The 17,619-nt window shown below is 72.8% G+C and carries 16 protein-coding genes and 1 tRNA gene; 10 read left to right on the top strand and 7 right to left on the bottom strand.

Going from position 1 to position 17,619, the window contains the following annotated elements; all coding sequences use genetic code 11:
* The first annotated feature begins 54 nt into the window (after window positions 1-54).
* Entirely contained in the window at window positions 55-543 is a 489-nt protein-coding gene (gene def, locus HP550_RS02830) for a peptide deformylase (RefSeq protein ID WP_175346080.1), read from the top strand.
* A 137-nt stretch (window positions 544-680) separates the two neighbouring features.
* Entirely contained in the window at window positions 681-1,181 is a 501-nt protein-coding gene (locus HP550_RS02825) for a DUF3145 domain-containing protein (protein WP_175346079.1), read from the top strand.
* Between the two features lie 62 nt (window positions 1,182-1,243).
* Here the strand turns inward: HP550_RS02825 and HP550_RS02820 are convergent, their stop codons facing one another.
* The 5 genes from HP550_RS02820 to HP550_RS02800 form a co-directional block, all read right to left on the bottom strand.
* On the bottom strand, window positions 1,244-2,488 hold the full coding sequence (locus tag HP550_RS02820) for a beta-ketoacyl-[acyl-carrier-protein] synthase family protein (protein WP_175346078.1): 1,245 nt from the start codon (window positions 2,486-2,488) through the stop codon (window positions 1,244-1,246).
* 76 nt (window positions 2,489-2,564) lie between these two features.
* On the bottom strand, window positions 2,565-2,813 hold the full coding sequence (locus HP550_RS02815) for an acyl carrier protein (RefSeq protein ID WP_055913595.1): 249 nt from the start codon (window positions 2,811-2,813) through the stop codon (window positions 2,565-2,567).
* A gap of 93 nt (window positions 2,814-2,906) precedes the next feature.
* On the bottom strand, window positions 2,907-3,911 hold the full coding sequence (locus HP550_RS02810) for a beta-ketoacyl-ACP synthase 3 (protein WP_175346077.1): 1,005 nt from the start codon (window positions 3,909-3,911) through the stop codon (window positions 2,907-2,909).
* Window positions 3,908-4,882, bottom strand: coding sequence for an acyltransferase domain-containing protein (locus HP550_RS02805; protein ID WP_175346076.1), 975 nt, complete (start codon window positions 4,880-4,882; stop codon window positions 3,908-3,910). The genes HP550_RS02810 and HP550_RS02805 overlap by 4 nt, the downstream gene beginning before the upstream one ends.
* Window positions 4,883-4,971: 89 nt before the next feature.
* Window positions 4,972-6,273, bottom strand: coding sequence for a PucR family transcriptional regulator (locus HP550_RS02800; RefSeq protein ID WP_175346075.1), 1,302 nt, complete (start codon window positions 6,271-6,273; stop codon window positions 4,972-4,974).
* A 249-nt stretch (window positions 6,274-6,522) separates the two neighbouring features.
* Between HP550_RS02800 and HP550_RS02795 the strand changes: the two genes are divergently transcribed.
* Window positions 6,523-7,083, top strand: coding sequence for a hypothetical protein (locus tag HP550_RS02795; RefSeq protein ID WP_175346106.1), 561 nt, complete (start codon window positions 6,523-6,525; stop codon window positions 7,081-7,083).
* Window positions 7,084-7,149: 66 nt separating this feature from the next.
* On the opposite strand, the gene aceE is transcribed toward HP550_RS02795, so the two are convergent.
* Window positions 7,150-9,894, bottom strand: coding sequence for a pyruvate dehydrogenase (acetyl-transferring), homodimeric type (gene aceE / locus HP550_RS02790; protein WP_175346074.1), 2,745 nt, complete (start codon window positions 9,892-9,894; stop codon window positions 7,150-7,152).
* Window positions 9,895-10,239: 345 nt separating this feature from the next.
* Between aceE and HP550_RS22090 the strand changes: the two genes are divergently transcribed.
* A complete protein-coding gene (locus HP550_RS22090) occupies window positions 10,240-10,662 on the top strand; it encodes a DUF3052 family protein (RefSeq protein WP_175346073.1) in 423 nt (140 codons plus the stop codon).
* A gap of 157 nt (window positions 10,663-10,819) precedes the next feature.
* Here the strand turns inward: HP550_RS22090 and HP550_RS02780 are convergent, their stop codons facing one another.
* Entirely contained in the window at window positions 10,820-12,724 is a 1,905-nt protein-coding gene (locus HP550_RS02780) for a PQQ-binding-like beta-propeller repeat protein (protein ID WP_175346072.1), read from the bottom strand.
* 655 nt (window positions 12,725-13,379) lie between these two features.
* Between HP550_RS02780 and HP550_RS02775 the strand changes: the two genes are divergently transcribed.
* The 6 genes from HP550_RS02775 to HP550_RS02750 all read left to right on the top strand — a co-directional run bounded on the left by HP550_RS02775 (window position 13,380) and on the right by HP550_RS02750 (window position 17,618).
* On the top strand, window positions 13,380-13,859 hold the full coding sequence (locus tag HP550_RS02775; RefSeq protein WP_175346071.1) for a peroxiredoxin: 480 nt from the start codon (window positions 13,380-13,382) through the stop codon (window positions 13,857-13,859).
* 52 nt (window positions 13,860-13,911) lie between these two features.
* Window positions 13,912-13,985: transfer RNA gene (locus tag HP550_RS02770), tRNA-Val, on the top strand.
* A gap of 36 nt (window positions 13,986-14,021) precedes the next feature.
* The gene (locus HP550_RS02765) at window positions 14,022-14,894 is read left to right on the top strand and encodes an MOSC domain-containing protein (RefSeq protein ID WP_175346070.1); all 873 of its coding nucleotides are present in this window, start codon (window positions 14,022-14,024) and stop codon (window positions 14,892-14,894) included.
* Between the two features lie 10 nt (window positions 14,895-14,904).
* Window positions 14,905-16,134, top strand: a complete 1,230-nt coding sequence (locus HP550_RS02760) for a Nif3-like dinuclear metal center hexameric protein (RefSeq protein ID WP_175346069.1) — start codon at window positions 14,905-14,907, stop codon at window positions 16,132-16,134.
* A complete protein-coding gene (locus tag HP550_RS02755) occupies window positions 16,131-16,877 on the top strand; it encodes a CT398-like coiled coil hairpin domain-containing protein (protein WP_175346068.1) in 747 nt (248 codons plus the stop codon). The genes HP550_RS02760 and HP550_RS02755 overlap by 4 nt, the downstream gene beginning before the upstream one ends.
* 36 nt (window positions 16,878-16,913) lie before the next feature.
* Entirely contained in the window at window positions 16,914-17,618 is a 705-nt protein-coding gene (locus HP550_RS02750; RefSeq protein WP_343047951.1) for a histidine phosphatase family protein, read from the top strand.
* Window position 17,619: the final 1 nt, after the last annotated feature.

The following is a 17,619-nucleotide window of genomic DNA, read 5'->3' as shown; positions in this document are numbered from 1 at the left end:
CGCCCAGGGCGTTGGTCCGCCTCGTGGATCCGCTGGTCGTGCGAGGATCGGCCCATGGCGATGCGAGAGATCCGGACTGTCGGAGACCCCGTCCTGCGCACCCCCTGCGACCCGATCACGACCATCGACGACCGCGTGCGCGGTCTGGTCGAGGACCTGCTCGAGACCGTGGACACCGAGGGTCGTGCCGGACTGGCCGCGAACCAGATCGGCGTCAGCCTGCGGGCGTTCTCCTGGAACATCGACGACGAGGTCGGCTACGTGCTCAACCCGGTCATCGTCGAGCTGTCGGAGGACGAGTACCAGGACGGCGACGAGGGCTGCCTCTCGGTCCCCGGCCTCTGGTACCCGACGCACCGGTCCTGGTACGCACGGGTGGTCGGCACGGACCTGGACGGCAAGGAGGTCGTCGTCCAAGGCGTGGAGCTCATGGCGCGCTGCCTCCAGCACGAGGTGGACCACCTGGACGGGATGCTCTACCTCGACCGGCTGGAGCGCTCCGTGCGCAAGAAGGCGATGCGCGCCATCCGCGACACGCTCTAGTCACTGGCGCTCCGCCGCGACGTCCGGCATGCTGTCCCCAGCACGCCGCGTGCGCTGTCTTTACGTCATGCATGGTCCTGAGAACGTGACTGAGGTCGTTGGGGAAGGCGAACCTCGAGCCCGTTCAGGAGGACGACATGGCAGGTGCGATCACCCGCGGTGTACTTTTCGTGCACTCTGCGCCGCGTGCGCTGTGCCCCCACGTGGAGTGGGCCGCAGGCAACCTGCTGGGCTCGCGCACCACGTTCGACTGGACCGCGCAGCCGGCCGGACCGGGCTTCTACCGCGCGGAGCACTCGTGGCAGGGACCTCAGGGCACCGGCGCACGTCTGGCGTCCGCGCTGCGCGGCTGGGCGCACCTGCGCTACGAGATCACCGAGGAGGCCAGCCACGGCGTGGACGGCTCCCGGTGGAGCCACACGCCTGAGCTCGGGATCTTCCACGCCGCCACCGACGTGCACGGCAACATCGTCGTGCCCGAAGACCGCATCCGGGCCGCCCTGGAGCACAGCGCGGACCCGGTCCGTCTGCGCACCGAGCTGGACCTCGCGCTCGGGCAGGCGTGGGACGACGAGCTCGAGCCGTTCCGCTACGCGGGCGCCGGCGCGCCGGTGCGCTGGCTGCACCGGGTGGGCTGAGGGTCGACGGAGCGCAGGCCGACGCGGGACGGGGTTGTCGCGTCGACCTGCGCTCTGTCGCGTCAGACCGAGGCGACGACCAGGGCCACGTTGTGCCCGCCGAACCCGAACGAGTTGTTGACCGCCGCGATGTCCCCGTCACGCAGGGCGCGGGGCTTGTCCCGGACCAGGTCCAGGACCAGCTCCGGGTCGGGGTTCTCCACGTTGATCGTCGGCGGCGCCTGCCGGTCGTGCAGCGCGAGGACCGTGAAGATCGTCTCCAGGGCACCGGCGCCACCGAGCAGGTGACCGGTCATCGACTTGGTGGCCGAGAGTGCCACGTGGTCGGCCTCGTCGCCCAGCAGACCGCGGATGGAGCGCGCCTCGATGAGGTCGCCGACGACGGTCGACGTGGCGTGCGCGTTGACGTGCACGACGTCGATCCGTGCGATCTCCGACTCCTCCAGGGCGGCCCGCATCGCGCGGATCTGGCCGTCGCCCGAGGGCTCGGGGGAGGTGATGTGGTAGCCGTCCGCGGACAGACCGACGCCCGCGATCCGGGCATAGACCCGCGCGCCACGGGCGGCAGCGTGCGCCGCGCTCTCCAGGACGACGATGCCGGCACCCTCGCCGATGACGAAGCCGTCCCGGTCGACGTCGTAGGGGCGCGACGCACCCTCGGGGTCGTCGTTGCGCAGCGAGAGGGTGCGGGACGCGGCGAACGCGGCGATGGGCATCGGGTGGATGGTGGCCTCCGTGCCACCGGCGACGACAATGTCGGCGCGGCCCGTGCGGATCATCTCCACGCCGTAGCCGATGGCCTCGGCGCCTGACGCGCAGGCGGACACCAGCGCGTGCGCGCCGGCGCGGGCACCCAGCTCGAGCGAGACGTAGGCGGTCGGGGAGTTGGGCATGAGCATGGGGACGGTCATCGGCAGGATGCGGCGTGCACCCTTCTCCTTGAGCGTGTCCCAGGCGTCCAGGGTGGTCCAGATGCCACCGATGCCGGACGACACGACGGCGCCGAGCCGGTCGCCGTCCACCTCGGGGGAGCCGGCGTCGGCCCACGCCTCGCGCGCCGCGATGATCGCGTACTGCGCGGACGGGTCCATCCTCTTGAGCTCCGGCCGGGGGAGCACGTCCTCGGGCTTGACCTTGATGGTCGCCGCGAAGGTGACGGGGAGGCCGTAGGTCTCGACCCAGTCGTTGTCGAAGGGTCGAGCACCGGACTCGCCGGCGAGCGCGGCGGCCCAGGTGCTGGGGATGTCCCCGCCGAGAGGCGTGGTGGCTCCCAGTCCGGTGACGACGACGTCGGGTACGTGGCTCATCGGTGCTCCAGGTCGGCGGTCGTGAGGGTGGTCGGTCCCGGGCGGTGCACCCGGGACCGACCACGGCGGCGCAGGCTCAGGCCTGCGCGCCCGTGATGAAGGTGACGGCGTCGCCCACGGTCGCGAGGTTCTTGACCTCGTCGTCGGGGATGCGCACGTCGAACTTCTCCTCGGCCAGCGTGACGATCGTCATCATCGACAGGGAGTCGATGTCGAGGTCGTCGGTGAAGGACTTCTCGGGCAGGACGGAGTCCGTGGGAAGACCGGTCTCCTCGCTGACGATCTCGGCCAGGCCGGCCAGGATCTCCTGCTCGCTGTACGCCATCGGTGTCTCCTCTGTCGGGGCGGTGCTGCTTCGTGGTCGAAGCACTGGGGTCGGGACGAACGGTACAACCGGGGGTCGCACCGACGATTTCTGCTACGGCAGGACGACGACCTGGGCGGCGTAGACCAGACCGGCGCCGAAGCCGATCTGCAGGGCGAGCGCGCCGCTGCTCACCTGACCCTCGCGCAGCAGGCGCTCGGTCGCCAGCGGGATCGACGCGGCCGACGTGTTGCCGGTGTCCGCGATGTCGCGGCCGACGACGACCGTGTCCGGAAGCTTCAGCGTCTTGATCATCTGGTCGATGATCCGCATGTTCGCCTGGTGCGGGATGAACGCGTCGATCTCGTCAGCCGTGACACCGGCGGCGTCCATGGCCTTCTGCGCGACGGGGGCCATCTGCCAGACGGCCCACTTGTAGACGCTCGGGCCCTCCTGGCGCAGCGTCGGCCAGCCCGCGCCCTCGTCGCGCGTGGCGAGCCAGGAGTGGGTCTGCCGGATGGCCTGCGCCTGGCTGCCGTCGGAGCCCCAGATGGTCGGCCCGATGCCGGGCGTGTCCGAGGGGCCGATGACGACGGCGCCGGCACCGTCGCCCAGCAGGAAGGAGATCGAGCGGTCGGTCGGGTCGACGAACTCGCTCATCTTCTCGGCGCCGATGACGAGCACGTGGCGGGCGCTGCCGGCCCGGACCAGCGCGTCGGCCTGGCCGATGCCGTAGCAGTACCCCGCGCACGCGGCCGAGATGTCGAACGCCGCGGCGGGGGTGGCACCGATGCGGTCCGCGATGATCGCGGCGCCCGCGGGGGTCTGGTGGAAGTAGGTGACCGTCGAGAGGATCACCACGTCGATGTCCGCGCCGGTCAGGCCCGCGTTCGCGATGGCCTGCAGCGCGGCGGCCTCGGCCAGGTCGAGCACGTCGGTGCCCGGCTCGGCGCGGCGCCGCGTGATGATGCCCGTGCGCTGCCGGATCCACTCGTCCGAGGAGTCGATCGGTCCGACCAGCTCGTCGTTGGTGACCGTGCGCTCCCCACGGACGCCGCCGAGGCCGAGGATGCGCGAGTGCGCGGGTCCGGTGGCCTGCGTGAGGGTGGGACGGGTCACGACGACTCCTGGGTGCTCTGGGGGGTTCCGGCGTGCCGACGGACCAGGTCGCGCGCGGCGTCGAGGTCGGCAGGGGTCTTGACGGCGACCGTCTCGACCCCGGGCAGCGTACGCCGGGCCAGCCCGGTGAGCACGCCTCCTGGGGCCACCTCGAGCAGCCCGGTGACACCGAGCTCGAGGAGCGTCGCCTGGCACAGGTCCCAGCGGACGGGGTTGGCCACCTGCGCGACGATCAGCTCGAGCGCCCGGGCGCCCGACGCGGTGAGGGTGCCGTCGGAGTTGGTGAGCAGGGGGACCATCGGCTCGCCCGGAGTCACGTCGTCGGCGGCGGCGCGTAGCTCGGCGACGGCCGGTGCCATGTGCTCGGTGTGGAACGCGCCCGCCACCTGGAGCGCGATCACGCGCGCCTTGGCCGGGGGAGCGGCCGCGAACGCCGCGAGGGCGTCGAGCGTGCCGGCGGCGACCACCTGCCCGCCGCCGTTGACGTTGGCGGGGACCAGACCGTGAGTGGCGAGCGCGGCGAGCACCTCGTCCGGGTCGCCGCCCAGCACGGCACTCATGCCGGTCGGGGTCGCGGCGGCCGACCGCGCCATGGCCGAGCCGCGCACGGTGACCAGGCGCAGGGCCTCGTCGTCGGTCAGCACACCCGCGATCGCCGCCGCGGCCAGCTCGCCGACCGAGTGGCCCGCGGTCACGCCGACGAACCGGCGGGCGGCGATGTCGAGGGGGTCGTCGGCCCCGAGCTCGAGCACCGCGCGCAGGCTCGCCAGGGCGGAGGCCACGAGGAGCGGCTGCGCGACGGCGGTGTCCCGGATGGTGTCGGCGTCGGACGTGGTGCCGTGGGCGACCAGGTCCAGACCGGTCGTGCGGGAGGCCCGCGCGAGGGAGTCGGCGACGGACGGCAGCTCGAGCCACGGGGCGAGCATGCCGGGGGACTGGGCGCCCTGACCGGGGCAGACGACAGCGAGCACGCGACCACTCTGCCTTCCCGATGGCGGCCGTCCGGCTCACGGCGTGCACCAACCTTCTCGGACGCCCTTGTGTGACTCCTACAACGAGCTCAGCGAGCGGTGCCGCTCGTCGGGCCGTCGGCGGCGTCCAGACGACCCAGCGCGAGGGCGATCTGCAGGACGTACGACTCGCGCGCGTCCAGGGGGTCCCAGCCGGTGACGTCGGCGACCCGCCGCAGGCGGTACCGGACCGTGTTGGGGTGCACGAACAGGGTGCGGGCGGCGGCCTCGAGCGAGCGGCCCGTGCCCAGGTAGGCCGACAGGGTCTCGAGCAGCGAGCCCGGGCTGGCAGCCAGGGGCGCGAACGCCTGGGCGACCAGAGTGCGGCGCGCGGTGACGTCACCGATGAGCACGCGCTCGGGCAGCAGCTCCTCCGCCTGCACGGGCCGGGGTGCCTGCTCCCACGCCGGGGCGGCGAGGAGGCCGGAGAGCGCGGCCCGGGCGGAGCGTGCCGAGTCGGTGAGATCACCCACCACCGGCCCGATCACCACCGGACCGGGGCCGAACCGGGGCAGGAGCGTGCTCGCCGCGGCGCGCAGGTCGCCCTCGCCACCGAGGAAGACGACGAGGCGGTCGCCCTGGATGCCCACGAGGGCGTCGTCGGCCGCACGGCGCGTCGCCCGACGGAGCTCGGCGGCGCGCACGTCGTCCAGCGCCGACGTGGTCGTCCCGACCATGACCAGCGTCGATCCCCGTCCGCTCCACCCCAGGGCGGCGATCCGTGAGCGCAGCGCGTCGTCGACGTCGCCCCGCACCAGGGCGTCGACGACCAGGGCCTCGAGGCGCGCGTCCCAGGCGCCACGGACCTCGGCGGCGCGCGCGTAGACCTCGGCGGCGGAGAACGCGACCTCCCGGGAGTACCGGAGCACCGCTTCGCGCACCTCCCGCTCGTCGCCCGGCGCGGCGAGGCGGTCGCTGTGGGTCTCGACGACGTCGACCACCACGCGGACCAGCTGCAGGGTGTGCTGGAGCGAGATCGACCGGGTCAGCTCCGGCGGGGCGGCGGCGAAGATGTCGCCGACCCCGTGCGGCGGGCGGGTCGGCTCGGCGAACCAGGTGACGAAGGCCGTGATGCCGGCCTGGGCGACGAGCCCCACCCAGGAACGGTCCTCCGCGGGCAGGGCGCGGTACCACTCGAGGTCCTCGTCGAGACGTCTCATGGCGGCACCGGACAGCAGCCCGGCGCTGTCGCGTACCCGGCGCTGCGTCTCGGGACCACCACGCGCCTCGAGCACGGGTGTCCGCGCGCGGGCCGTCACCGGCCGGCGGGAACGGGCGCCGCTCGCGGGTGCGTCCTGCTTGTCAGGGGGCGCGACGGGCGTGGAGCCCGCCCCGCGCAGGCTGCTGGACATGGGGCGAGCATAGGGTCCGGCATTGTGGGAAGTCGACAAACGACGTCCACCAGCGGGGGTCGCGGAAGTGTGAGGTACGTCGTCGACCGGGTGAGGCCCGCCCCCAGCCGATAAGGTCGCGTCATGGCTCTTCTGCCCCGTTTGCGTCAACTCATGCGACGGCCGACCTCGGCCTCGCGGGTCGGCGCGCGCCGACCGACCAAGGCGTCGCGACGCGGTGACACGCTCCACGAGGACGCGCTGCGCTCCATGCTCAGCGACGACCCGAACAACGAGCGGGCGTTCGTCGCCCTCGCGGAGATCGTCCGTCGCCGGGCTGCCGAGGCGAGCACCGACCCCGACCCGCTCGCCGCGCCGGCCGACGAGACGGAGCTCCAGCGCGCCGCGGACCTGGCGGTCTGGGCCCTGGGCGAGGAGCTCGCCGGCAACCCCCGGGCGTGGTACCCGCTGATCGAGGTCGCCCGGCTCTCGGTCCACGACGACCACGAGGGCACGGTCCGTCGTCTGACCACCGCGGCCGAGCGGGACCCGTCGGGCCGGGCGCTGGTCGAGGCCCTGGCCCTCCTGCGCGAGGCCGGCCTGCCGGTCGACGCCCTCGGGCTGGGTGTCGGCCACTGGCGGCCGCGCGAGCACGACCCCGAGGTGGCGCGCCAGCTCGTGCTCGCCTCCATCGAGGCGGGCCGTCCGCTCGAGGCCAAGCAGCACATCGCGGCGCTCGACCTCTACCCGGACCAGAAGGCCGTCGCCGAGCTCAAGAGCGAGCTCGCCCGCGACGTCGCGCACGCGCAGCAGACCATCCCGGGGACCTGACAGCACCGAGCCGGGCACGACGAAGGCCCGGGCTCCAGGAGCCTGGGCCTTCGTCGTGCGTGCAGGTCAGCTGTCGCCGCCCGTGTTGCCGGAGGTGCCGGCGGTGACGTCGTACAGGCGGTAGCGCTCGATCGCCTGTGCCGGGGCCTCGGGGGCCACCGCACCCGCGCGGGCGAGCTGCTGGAGCACCCGGACGACCGTCGACGGACCGTCGATCTTGAAGTGGCGACGAGCCGCCGCCCGGGTGTCCGAGAAGCCGAAGCCGTCGGCGCCCAGCGTGGCGTAGGTCCCCGGGATCCAGGCGCGCACCTGGTCGGCCACCAGGTGGTCGAAGTCCGTCGTCGCGACGAACGGCCCCTCGGCGCCCTGGAGCTTCTGGGTGAGGTACGGCACGCGCTCCTCCTCGCCCGGGTGCAGGTACGCCTGCTGGTCCGCGGCGAGACCGTCGCGGCGCAGCTCGTTCCAGCTGGTCACCGACCAGACCGCAGCCTGGACGCCCCAGTCGTCGGCCAGCAGCTGCTTGGCCTCGAGCGCCCACGGCACCGCCACGCCCGACGCCAGGATCTGGGCGCGCGGCCCGTCGCCCTCGGCCGGCGCGATCTGGTGGATGCCGCGCAGGATGCCCTCGACGTCGACACCCTCGGGCTCGACCGGCTGCTGCATGGGCTCGTTGTAGACGGTGAGGTAGTAGATGACGTCGCGGTCACGGTCGTGACCCTCGCCGTACATCCGCTCGATGCCGTCCTTGACGATGTGCCGGATCTCGTACCCGTACGCCGGGTCGTAGTGCACGACGTGGGACATGGTGCCGGCCAGCAGCGGCGAGTGACCGTCGGCGTGCTGGAGGCCCTCACCGGTCAGGGTGGTGCGTCCGGCGGTGGCACCGATGAGGAACCCGCGGGCCATCTGGTCCCCGGCGGCCCAGAACTGGTCGCCCGTGCGCTGGAACCCGAACATCGAGTAGTAGAAGTAGAACGGGATCAGCGGCTCGCCGTGCGTCGCGTACGACGTGCCGACGGCCTGGAACGCCGACGCCGAGCCGGCCTCGTTGATGCCCGTGTGCATGATCTGGCCGGACTCGGACTCCTTGTAGGAGAGCATGAGCTCGCGGTCCACGGCCATGTAGTTCTGGCCGTTCGTGTTGAAGATCTTGGCGCTCGGGAAGATCGCGTCGAGGCCGAACGTGCGGGCCTCGTCCGGGATGATCGGGACCAGGCGGTGGCCGAACTCCTTGTCCCGCACCAGGTCCTTGAACAGGCGCACCAGCGCCATGGTCGTGGCGACCTCCTGGTGGCCCGAACCCTTGGCCAGGCCCTCGTAGACCTTGGGGTCGGGGAGGGTCAGCGGCTTGTGCGTCGTGCGTCGCTCCGGCACGAAGCCGCCGAGCTGGCGACGACGCTCCAGCATGTACTGGATGCCCTCGTCCTCGGCGCCCGGGTGGAAGTACGGCGGCACGTACGGGTTCTCGTCGATCTGCTCGTCCGTGATCGGGATGTGCAGCGAGTCGCGCAGCGTCTTGAGGTCGTCCGACTTGAGCTTCTTCATCTGGTGCGTGGCGTTGCGTCCGGCGAAGCCGGAGCCCAGCCCGTAGCCCTTGATGGTGTGCGCCAGGATGACGGTCGGCTGGCCCGTGTGCTCACGCGCGGACTTGTAGGCGGCGTAGATCTTGCGGTAGTCGTGCCCGCCGCGCTTGAGCGCCCAGATCTCGTCGTCCGTCATCTTCTCCACGAGCTGCTTGGTCCGCGGGTCGCGGCCGAAGAAGTTCTCGCGGATGAAGGCGCCGTTCTCGGCGCGGTACGTCTGGAAGTCACCGTCGGGCGTCGTGTTCATCAGGTTGACGAGCGCGCGGTCCTTGTCGGCGTTGAGCAGGGTGTCCCACTCGCGGCCCCAGATGACCTTGATGACGTTCCAGCCGGCGCCGCGGAACTGCGCCTCGAGCTCCTGGATGATCTTGCCGTTGCCGCGCACGGGGCCGTCGAGACGCTGCAGGTTGCAGTTGACCACGAACGTGAGGTTGTCCAGGCCCTGCTGGCCGGCCAGCTGGAGCATGCCGCGGGACTCGGGCTCGTCCATCTCGCCGTCGCCCAGGAACGCCCAGACGTCCTGCTGGCTGGTGTCCTTGATGCCCCGCAGGTGCAGGTAGCGGTTGGTCCAGGCCTGGTAGATGGCCGACGCCGGGCCGAGGCCCATCGAGACGGTCGGGAACTCCCAGAGGTCCGGGGCCAGGCGCGGGTGCGGGTACGACGGCAGGCCGCCGCCCGGGTGCGAGAGCTCCTGGCGGAAGCCGTCCAGCTGGTGGGCGGACAGGCGGCCCTCGAGGTACGCGCGGGCATACACGCCGGGGGAGGCGTGGCCCTGGAAGTAGACCTGGTCACCGCCGCCCGGGTGGTCCTTGCCGCGGAAGAAGTGGTTGAGGCCCACCTCGGTCAGCGTCGCGACGGACGCGTAGGAGGAGATGTGCCCGCCGACGCCGATCCCGGGCCGCTGGGCGCGGGTCACCATGACCGCGGCGTTCCAGCGGATCCACGAGCGATAGCGGCGCTCCAGCGCCTCGTCGCCCGGGAAGTAGGGCTCGTCGTGCACCGCGATGGTGTTGACGTACGGCGTGTTGAGCGAGGCCGGGATGGCCACGTTCCGCTGGCGCGCGTGCCGCAGCATGCTCAGCAGCACGTAGCGCGCGCGGGGGCCGCCCTTCTCGTCGATGAGTCCGTCGAGGGACTCCACCCACTCGCCGGTCTCGTCCGGATCGATGTCCGGCACCTGGCTGAGCAGGCCGCCGATGAGCGGTCCCGTCTCGTCGATCGAAGCCACCAGCGCTCCTTGCGTCTCGTCCGCGCGCACGAGCCCTGTCGGCATCGGCGGCGCATCTGGCCCGGCCCGTGCTGGGCGCGCCCGGGTAGGCGGCTCGACGGGTGCGGGGTGTTCGACCCATTCTCGGACCCCGGAGCCCCGAAAGTCACACCGAGCACCGAGAACCTCGACGTGACGTCGATGACAGTGGGCGCGGGCCGGGCGTCGAGCGGTCGCGCGGGGGGATCGACACGGGCGTCTGCGCAGGTCTTGCGTGCGCCCGGCCGGGTGCGGTGGGCTAGCGTGTGCGGCAACGAGAAGGCGGCCCCCGACGGGACCGCCGAGACGGAAGGGAGCGGTCCGGACGTGTCATCCACCGCGGACGAAGGCGCGTCGCAGACGGCCGCCCGCTTGGGCTTGAGCTCGGGACAGGTGATCCAGGAGTTCGGCTACGACGACGACGTCGACGCCGAGCTGCGCACCGGGATCGAGGCAGTCACAGGGACCGAGCTGGTCGACGAGGAGTACGACGACGTCACGGACGGTGCGGTCATCTGGTTCCGGGACGGGGACGGTGACCTCACGGACCTGCTCGTCGACGCGATGACCGTGCTCGACGACGGGGGCCCGATCTGGCTGCTCACGCCCAAGGCCGGACGCGCCGGGCACGTCTCGCACAGTGACATCGAGGAGGCCGCGACGACATCCGGCCTGCACGCCATGAGCACGTTCCCGATCGCCGCGGACTGGTCCGCGACGCGCCTCGGCACGCGCGGCCGCGGCCGCTGACCCCCGCCTGAGGCCTTCCGTACCCCTCTGCGCGCCACGAAGCCCGCTCACGCGCCCTCAGGGCCGCATGAGCGGGCTTCACGCCGTGCGGGGCCGTTTCAGGCCCACAGACGCGTTCGCCCGGCTCGACGAGCGAGCCGGGCGAACGCGACCGTGACTACTGCTGGAGCTCAGGCAGCGGGGGCTGCCGGCGCGTCCCGCCGCCACCCACGTTGTCCGCGGTGTTGTTCGTGACGACGCGCATGTACGGGTAGAGCACCTGCCACGCGGCCCACAGCTCCTTGACCTGCGGCTGGTCGCAGTTCTGCTCGCAGTAGAGCGCCACGGTGCCGGACTGGATCAGCACGTGGCCGCCGTAGTCCTGGAGCGCACGACCCAGCGCGAGGCCGTCGTCGGTGAGACCGAGCGAGTTCAGGTCGACCGACGGCGGGATCGCGAGCATGGAGCCCATCGGCAGCTGGCCCACGTACGTCGTGGGTGCCGCCGTGTCCTGCGTCCGAGCCGGCCAGACGGGCCCGAGCTTGAGCATCGAGGCAGGCACCCCGATCCCGATGGTGTGCTGGATCGAGTGGTTCGCCAGCTCCTCGGCGCGGATCATGCCGCCGTAGAACGAGATGCTCGACGCGCGGGAGCCGTTGGCCAGCCCGTCACCACGGAGGTCGGTGACGACCACCCGCGTGGTCTCGTACTTGTTCGTGCCGACGGGCTTGAACTTGTAGAACTCGTAGGCCGTGTAGCCGTCGGGCTGGATCACGCCGGTGTGCATGTCCGTACCGCCGGTCGCCACCGTGCCGGCCGGGATCCGCAGCGTGAAGACCTGGCCGTTGTTGGTGTTCGTGACCGTCGCCTGCGGGTCCGAGGACTTCGCCTTGTAGATCGCGTACGACCACATGGACGAGTTGATGTTGGGCTTGCCCGACAGGAAGTTGGCGGTCGCCTTCGAGCTGGCGGACTCGTACTTCGCGCCCGAGCCGATCGCCGTGTTCCAGAACGCGCTCGACGCGAACGGGTGCAGGGCAGCCACCCGGGTTCCGGGGGTGGGCTTGCTCGGGGGCACCGGCACCGGCGTCGGGGTCGGCGTGGGCGCCGGAGTCGGCTTCGGCGTGGCCGTGGCCGTGGGGGTAGGCGTCGGCGTGGGGGTGGGGGTGGTCGTCGGGGTCGGCGTGGGTGCCGGGGTCACGACGTCGGGGGCCGGGATCGTGCTGGGGATGCTCCACAGCACCTTGCCCCCGGCTGCACCGGTGACGCGGCCGTCGTCGCGGACGACGACCACCGGGCACGCGGACCCGGAGGACTGGGTCCATGCCACTGCGGACCCCGACGCGTAGGTGAGGGTGCCGTCCGTCGCGAGCTTGACTGCGGCGCCGGCGCCCGGGGACGCCTTCCGCCACAGCGCGTTACCGGTGCTGGTCGACGTGATGGCCAGCGCCCCGTCGGTGGCCACGGCGAAGCGGTACCGACCGTTGGCGGAGGTGATGCCCTTGCCGGCGGTGAGCGACTGCCCGGCGACGAGCCGGTCCGCCCGCGCCGTGCACGTGGTGGCGGACAGGACGGGGAGGGGGGTCGCGGACGGGGTGGGGGTGCCGGCCACGACCACGGGGACAGTGGCGTTCTTCGCACGCTTGACCGGGATGCTCCAGCGCTCCGCGGTACCGTCGGCGCCGACCACGCGGCCGTCGTTGAGCACCACGACGGCGGGGCACGCGCCGGTCACGGCCGAGCGCCAGCGCACGGCGCCCGAGGCGGTGCGCAGCTCCAGGTCGCCCGGAGTGGTGAGCGTCAGGGTCGAGTCGGTGCCGGCTGCGCCGTGCTTCCACAGCGCACCGCCCGCGGAGGTGCGGATCGCGATGGTGCCGCCGGCCTCGATGCCGAACGTGTAGGCGCCGTTCTGCGATGTGATCTTCTGGCCGACCTCGAGGGTCTGGCCCGGCACGAGCCGGTCGCTCGACTGCGGGGCGCATGCGCCGGACGCGTCTGCGATCGCGGGGGCGGTCACTGCGACGGTGGCGATGCCGACGGCGAGAATCGCGACGAGCGCGATCGGTCGAATACGAGTGTGCATGAGGAACCTCAAGTTGCCGTTGGGGAGGGGTGCAACGGGCAATGCCGAACCCCTCTGGGGCCCGGGTTGCCGTACAGGCTGGCAGCGAGTCGGAGGCTTGTCCAACTCCGTCCTGATCGAGAAGTTCGTCAGGCCGAAGCCCAATCCAGGTCATATCGGCGCATGCTCCCTCGGTGTCCGGTGTGCCACGGGACGGCCCGTGATCAGGTGCCCCGGGCAGCGGGTCCGCCCGAGCCGCGGGGCCTCGGCTCTCCGTCGCACCGGTGCAGGACGCGTCCACCGCCGCGCGCCGGTCCGGCGACGCCGCGGCCAGGCCCGGCCGCAGCACCCCGAGGACCTGCGGCTTCGCTGCCCTCGCGGTGCGATCGGCGGGTCCGAGCCGCGTGGGAGCGCGACCGCTCGGGCGGGGACGACGTCACCGCACGCCCGGCACTCCCGGCCGACCCGGCGTTCACCCGTTCGGGTGATCGCGCACCCGCCGAGCGGCGCGGATCGGCCGCGAGGTCCGCGTGTCGAGCGGGTTGTCACCCGGACGGCCCAACCGTGAGAAGTGGTGTCCACGATGTGACCTGTCTCACATCGTGACCGGCCTCGGGGGACGAGGGGCGCCGGAGGTCACCGCGGTCGGAGTGCCGCCGTTGTTACAGTCCGCGCCATGGATGACATCGCCCGGTCCACGCCCGCGCTCGGCGCGCCGGCCCCCGACTTCTCGCTGACGGACACCCACGGCACGCCCGTGACCCTGAGCGGCCTGCGCGGCGGCCCGGTCGTCATCGTGTTCGTGCCGTTCGCGTTCTCGGCCACGTGCACGGGGGAGCTGTGCCAGCTCCGGGACAACATCACCGAGTTCGAGCAGGCCGGGGTCCATGTCGTCGTCGTGTCGTGCGACCCCGGTCATGCGCTGCGCGCCTGGGCGGCGAGCGAGGGTTTCGGGTTCGACCTGCTCTCCGACTTCTGGCCGCACGGCGAGGTGGCCACGGCGTACGGGGTCTTCGACGAGGTCAAGGGCTTCGCGGTGCGGGGCAGCTTCCTCGTCGACGCGGAGGGCGTGCTGCGCTGGAGCGTCGTCAACCCGCCCGGGCGGGCCCGGGACTTCTCGTCCTACCGGCAGGCGCTCGCGGAGCTCGCCGCCTGAGCGCCGGTAGGCTGTTCGCCCGTCGAGCGGACCGTTCGCGGGATGCTCGTCGGGGCCTGTAGCTCAGCTGGTCAGAGCGCCGCGCTTACACCGCGGAGGTCGCCGGTTCGAAACCGGCCGGGCCCACCCGTCTCACGCGTGCGCAGTTGTTAGGGTCCAGCCATGCGCGCGACCACGCCGTTCGTCTCCGGGCTGACCGTGTACCCGGTGAAGTCGTTCGCGGGGACCGCCCTGACGTCGATGGAGCTCGACGCGGCTGGCCCGCTCGGGGATCGCCGGTGGATGGTGATCGACGGGGACGGTGCCACCCTCACCGCGCGCAAGCACCCGCGGATGCTGGCCGCCGTCGCCACGCGCGACGCGCACGGCGTCCGGCTGTCGGCCGACGGCCTCCCGGACCTCCTGGTCGAGGTCCCTGCCGGCCCGGCGGACGTCCCCGTCCAGCTCAGCCGGCTCGACACGGCGACGCGCGCCGGTGACGCCGCGGACGCCTGGTGCTCGGAGCTGATCGGGCACCCCGTCCGACTCGTCTGGCTCGACGACCCGGCCCGGCGGGGGATGTCGGACGAGCACGGCGGCACGCTCGCCGACCCGCTCGCCCTCACGGACACCGGCCCGGTGCACGTCACCACGACCGCGTCGCTGCACCGCCTCGACGCGTGGGCCGCCGAGCTGCACGACGAGCGGGTGCAGGCGGCGCTCGACGCGGGAAAGCTGCCGCCCGAGCCCCAGCACCCGTTCGACATGCGTCGGTTCCGGCCGAACCTCGTGGTCGACGGCGACCTCGAGCCGTTCGCCGAGGACGGCTGGGGTCGGCTGGTGGTCGGCGAGGTCGAGCTCCGGTTCGCGGACCAGTGCGGGCGGTGCGTGCTCACGACCATCGACCCGGACACCCGGGTCACGGGCAAGGAGCCCCTGCGGACGCTGGCCCGGCACCGCCGCCGGGACGGGGAGGTGTGGTTCGGGATCCAGATGGTGCCGGTCCGCGGCGGCCGCGTCCGCGTCGGCGACCCGGTCGAGACGACGGCCCGGTAGCGTGCGCGACGTGACAGCACCCCGTCTGGCGGAGGTGGTGCGGCTGCTCGAGCGCCGGTACCCCCCGTCGACCGCCGAGTCCTGGGACGCGGTCGGCCTCGCCGCCGGCGACCCGGACCAGCCCGTGCGACGTGTCCTGTTCGCGGTCGATCCGGTGGCCGTCGTGGTCGACGAGGCCGTGGCCTGGGGCGCGGACCTGGTGGTGACGCACCACCCGCTGCTCCTGCGACCGGTGCACTCGATCGCCGCCACCACGTTCAAGGGCGCGCTCCTGCACCGCCTGGTCCGCACGGGGACGGCTCTGTACACGGCGCACACCAACGCCGACGCGGCGGCCGGCGGCGTCAACGACGCGCTCGCGCAGGTGCTGGGACTCGTCGGGACCGTGCCCCTGGATCCCGCGCCTGCCGAGCCGCTCGACAAGCACGTGGTCTTCGTGCCGGTCGAGGTCGCGGAGCGCCTGGTCGACTCGCTCGCCGCGGCGGGCGCGGGCGCGATCGGGGAGTACACCCGGTGCGCGTGGACGTCGACCGGCGAGGGGACGTTCACACCGTCGAGCTCGGCGTCACCGGCGGTCGGCACCGCCGGGCAGGCGGCGCAGGTGGTCGAGGCGCGCGTCGAGATGGTGGCGCCCCGCCGGCTGCGCGCGTCGGTGGTCGCAGCGATGCGGGCGGCGCACCCGTACGAGGAGCCCGCGTTCGACGTGCTCGAGCTCGCGTCCTGGCCCGGCGCCACCGGCACGGGTCGGGTCGGGTCGCTGGAGGAGCCGACGACGCTACGGGCGTTCGCCGCCACGGTCGCCGCGGCGCTCCCCGCGACCGCGCAAGGTGTCCGTTACGCGGGTGACCCCGACGGGCGGGTCGAGCGCGTCGCGGTGGTCGGTGGTTCCGGCGACTCCTTCTTCGACGCCGTCCGCGCGTCGGGCGTCGACGCCTACGTGACCGCGGACGTCCGGCACCATCCCGCGTCCGAGCTGCGCGAGCGGGCGGAGCACGACGGTCGCGCCACGGGATCGTCCACGCCGTACCTCGTCGACGTCGCCCACTTCGCCTCCGAGTGGCCGTGGCTCGCGCTCGCGGCGCGCACGCTCGCGCAGGATGCAGCCGCCGCGGGGACTACGGTGGAGACCCGCGTGAGCACGGTGAGCACGGACCCGTGGACGGGTCGCGTCGCGAGCCCCGATCCGCCGACGCCTCTGACACCGCTTGACTCCAGTGCACCGCCGGAAGGACACCCGTGACGACTGCCCCCGCAGCGGACCAGCGCCGACTGCTCGAGGTTCAGGAGCTCGACACCCGCCTGGACCAGATCGCCCACAAGAAGCGCACCCTGCCGGAGCTCGCGCGCCTGACCGAGCTGGGCTCCCAGGTCACGGACCTGCACACGGCGCTGGTGACGTCCCAGACGGCGGTCAGCGACCTGCGGCGGGAGCTGCGCAAGGCGGAGGCGGACGTCGAGCAGGTGCGGGTGCGCGCGGCGCGCGACCAGTCCCGGCTGGACTCCGGCCAGGGCAGCCCGAAGGACCTCCAGGCGCTCCAGAGCGAGCTGGGCACGCTGGGTCGACGCCAGGCCGAGCTGGAGGAGGTCGAGCTCGACGTGATGGAGCGTCTCGAGGCGCACGAGACCGCGCTCGCCGAGGTCACGACCGCGCACGAGTCGCTCGCGGACAAGCGCGCAGCGGTCGAGGCCGAGCGAGACGCGGCGTTCGCCGCTCTCGACGCCGACGCCGAGTCCGTCCGGGCCGAGCGCGCCAAGGCGGTCGAGGGTCTGGACGCCGGGCTCGTGACCCTCTACGAGCGGCTGCGCGGCCAGCTGGGCGGCAAGGGCGCCGGGGCGCTGCGCGGCCGCCGGTGCGAGAGCTGCCGGCTCGAGCTCAACCCGCTGGACGTCGAGGCGATCGTCAAGGCGCCCGAGGACCAGGTCACGCGCTGCGAGGAGTGCGGTCGCATCCTGGTGCGCCTGCCGGCGCCCGCGAAGGGCTGAGTCGCGCCGGCGCCGCCGGACCGACAGACTGCGATCGTGAGCAGCGCACGCGCACCCCGCCCGTCCGGAGCAGGCGTCCGCTTCGACGAGGAACAACCTGTCACGGTCGTCCTGGTCCGGCACGGACAGACCACCATGACGGTCTCGCGCGGCTACTCCGGTTCGGGCGAGCCAGGTCCTCCGCTCGACGAGACGGGCCTGCGCCAGGCGCACGACGCCGCGGACCTCGTCGACCGCGTCGGCCGGGACCTGTGGGGCGACATCCCGTACCCGAGCCAGGTGATCGCGTCCCCGATGGTCCGGACGCAGCAGACCAGCGCGATCATCGGCGAGAAGCTGGGGCTGCCGGTCCGGACGGATGCGACGTTCCAGGAGGCGAACTTCGGCGAGTGGCAGGGGCTGACCTCGGAGCAGATCGAGGAGCGGTGGCCCGGGCAGCTGGAGCCGTGGCACACCAAGGCCGACCTGCGACCGCCCGGCGGGGAGTCGATCGAGGACGTCGGTCGCCGGCTGCAGCGCGGCCTGGACCAGCTCCTCGCGGAGGGCGTCGACCGCACGGTGGTGGTCGTGAGCCACGCCGTGTCGATCCGCGCGGCCCTGGGCGTCACCATGGGCGCGCAGCCGTCGTCGTGGAGCCAGCTGCGCGTGGCGCCCGCGTCCGTGAGCATCGTGCGGCTGTTCGCCGACAAGCGCGACGAGATCGCCGTCGTGGGTGTGCCGAGCGAGGGCTGGTCGTCCTGAG

Origin of the sequence: Cellulomonas humilata, from assembly GCF_013359775.1 — a bacterium.
Classification (GTDB): Bacteria; Actinomycetota; Actinomycetes; order Actinomycetales; family Cellulomonadaceae; genus Cellulomonas; species Cellulomonas humilata.
This window is presented reverse-complemented; position numbering and strand designations above follow the sequence as displayed.

What these genes read in the sequence shown, in the direction of transcription:
- HP550_RS02815 (WP_055913595.1), bottom strand. Translation starts at nt 2,813, where the DNA reads ATGGCGTACAGCGAGCAGGAGATCCTGGCCGGCCTGGCCGAGATCGTC.
- HP550_RS02825 (WP_175346079.1), top strand. Translation starts at nt 681, where the DNA reads ATGGCAGGTGCGATCACCCGCGGTGTACTTTTCGTGCACTCTGCGCCG.
- def (WP_175346080.1), top strand. Translation starts at nt 55, where the DNA reads ATGGCGATGCGAGAGATCCGGACTGTCGGAGACCCCGTCCTGCGCACC.
- HP550_RS02775 (WP_175346071.1), top strand. Translation starts at nt 13,380, where the DNA reads ATGGATGACATCGCCCGGTCCACGCCCGCGCTCGGCGCGCCGGCCCCC.
- HP550_RS02780 (WP_175346072.1), bottom strand. Translation starts at nt 12,724, where the DNA reads ATGCACACTCGTATTCGACCGATCGCGCTCGTCGCGATTCTCGCCGTC.
- HP550_RS02800 (WP_175346075.1), bottom strand. Translation starts at nt 6,273, where the DNA reads ATGTCCAGCAGCCTGCGCGGGGCGGGCTCCACGCCCGTCGCGCCCCCT.
- HP550_RS02820 (WP_175346078.1), bottom strand. Translation starts at nt 2,488, where the DNA reads ATGAGCCACGTACCCGACGTCGTCGTCACCGGACTGGGAGCCACCACG.
- HP550_RS02765 (WP_175346070.1), top strand. Translation starts at nt 14,022, where the DNA reads ATGCGCGCGACCACGCCGTTCGTCTCCGGGCTGACCGTGTACCCGGTG.
- HP550_RS02795 (WP_175346106.1), top strand. Translation starts at nt 6,523, where the DNA reads ATGCTCAGCGACGACCCGAACAACGAGCGGGCGTTCGTCGCCCTCGCG.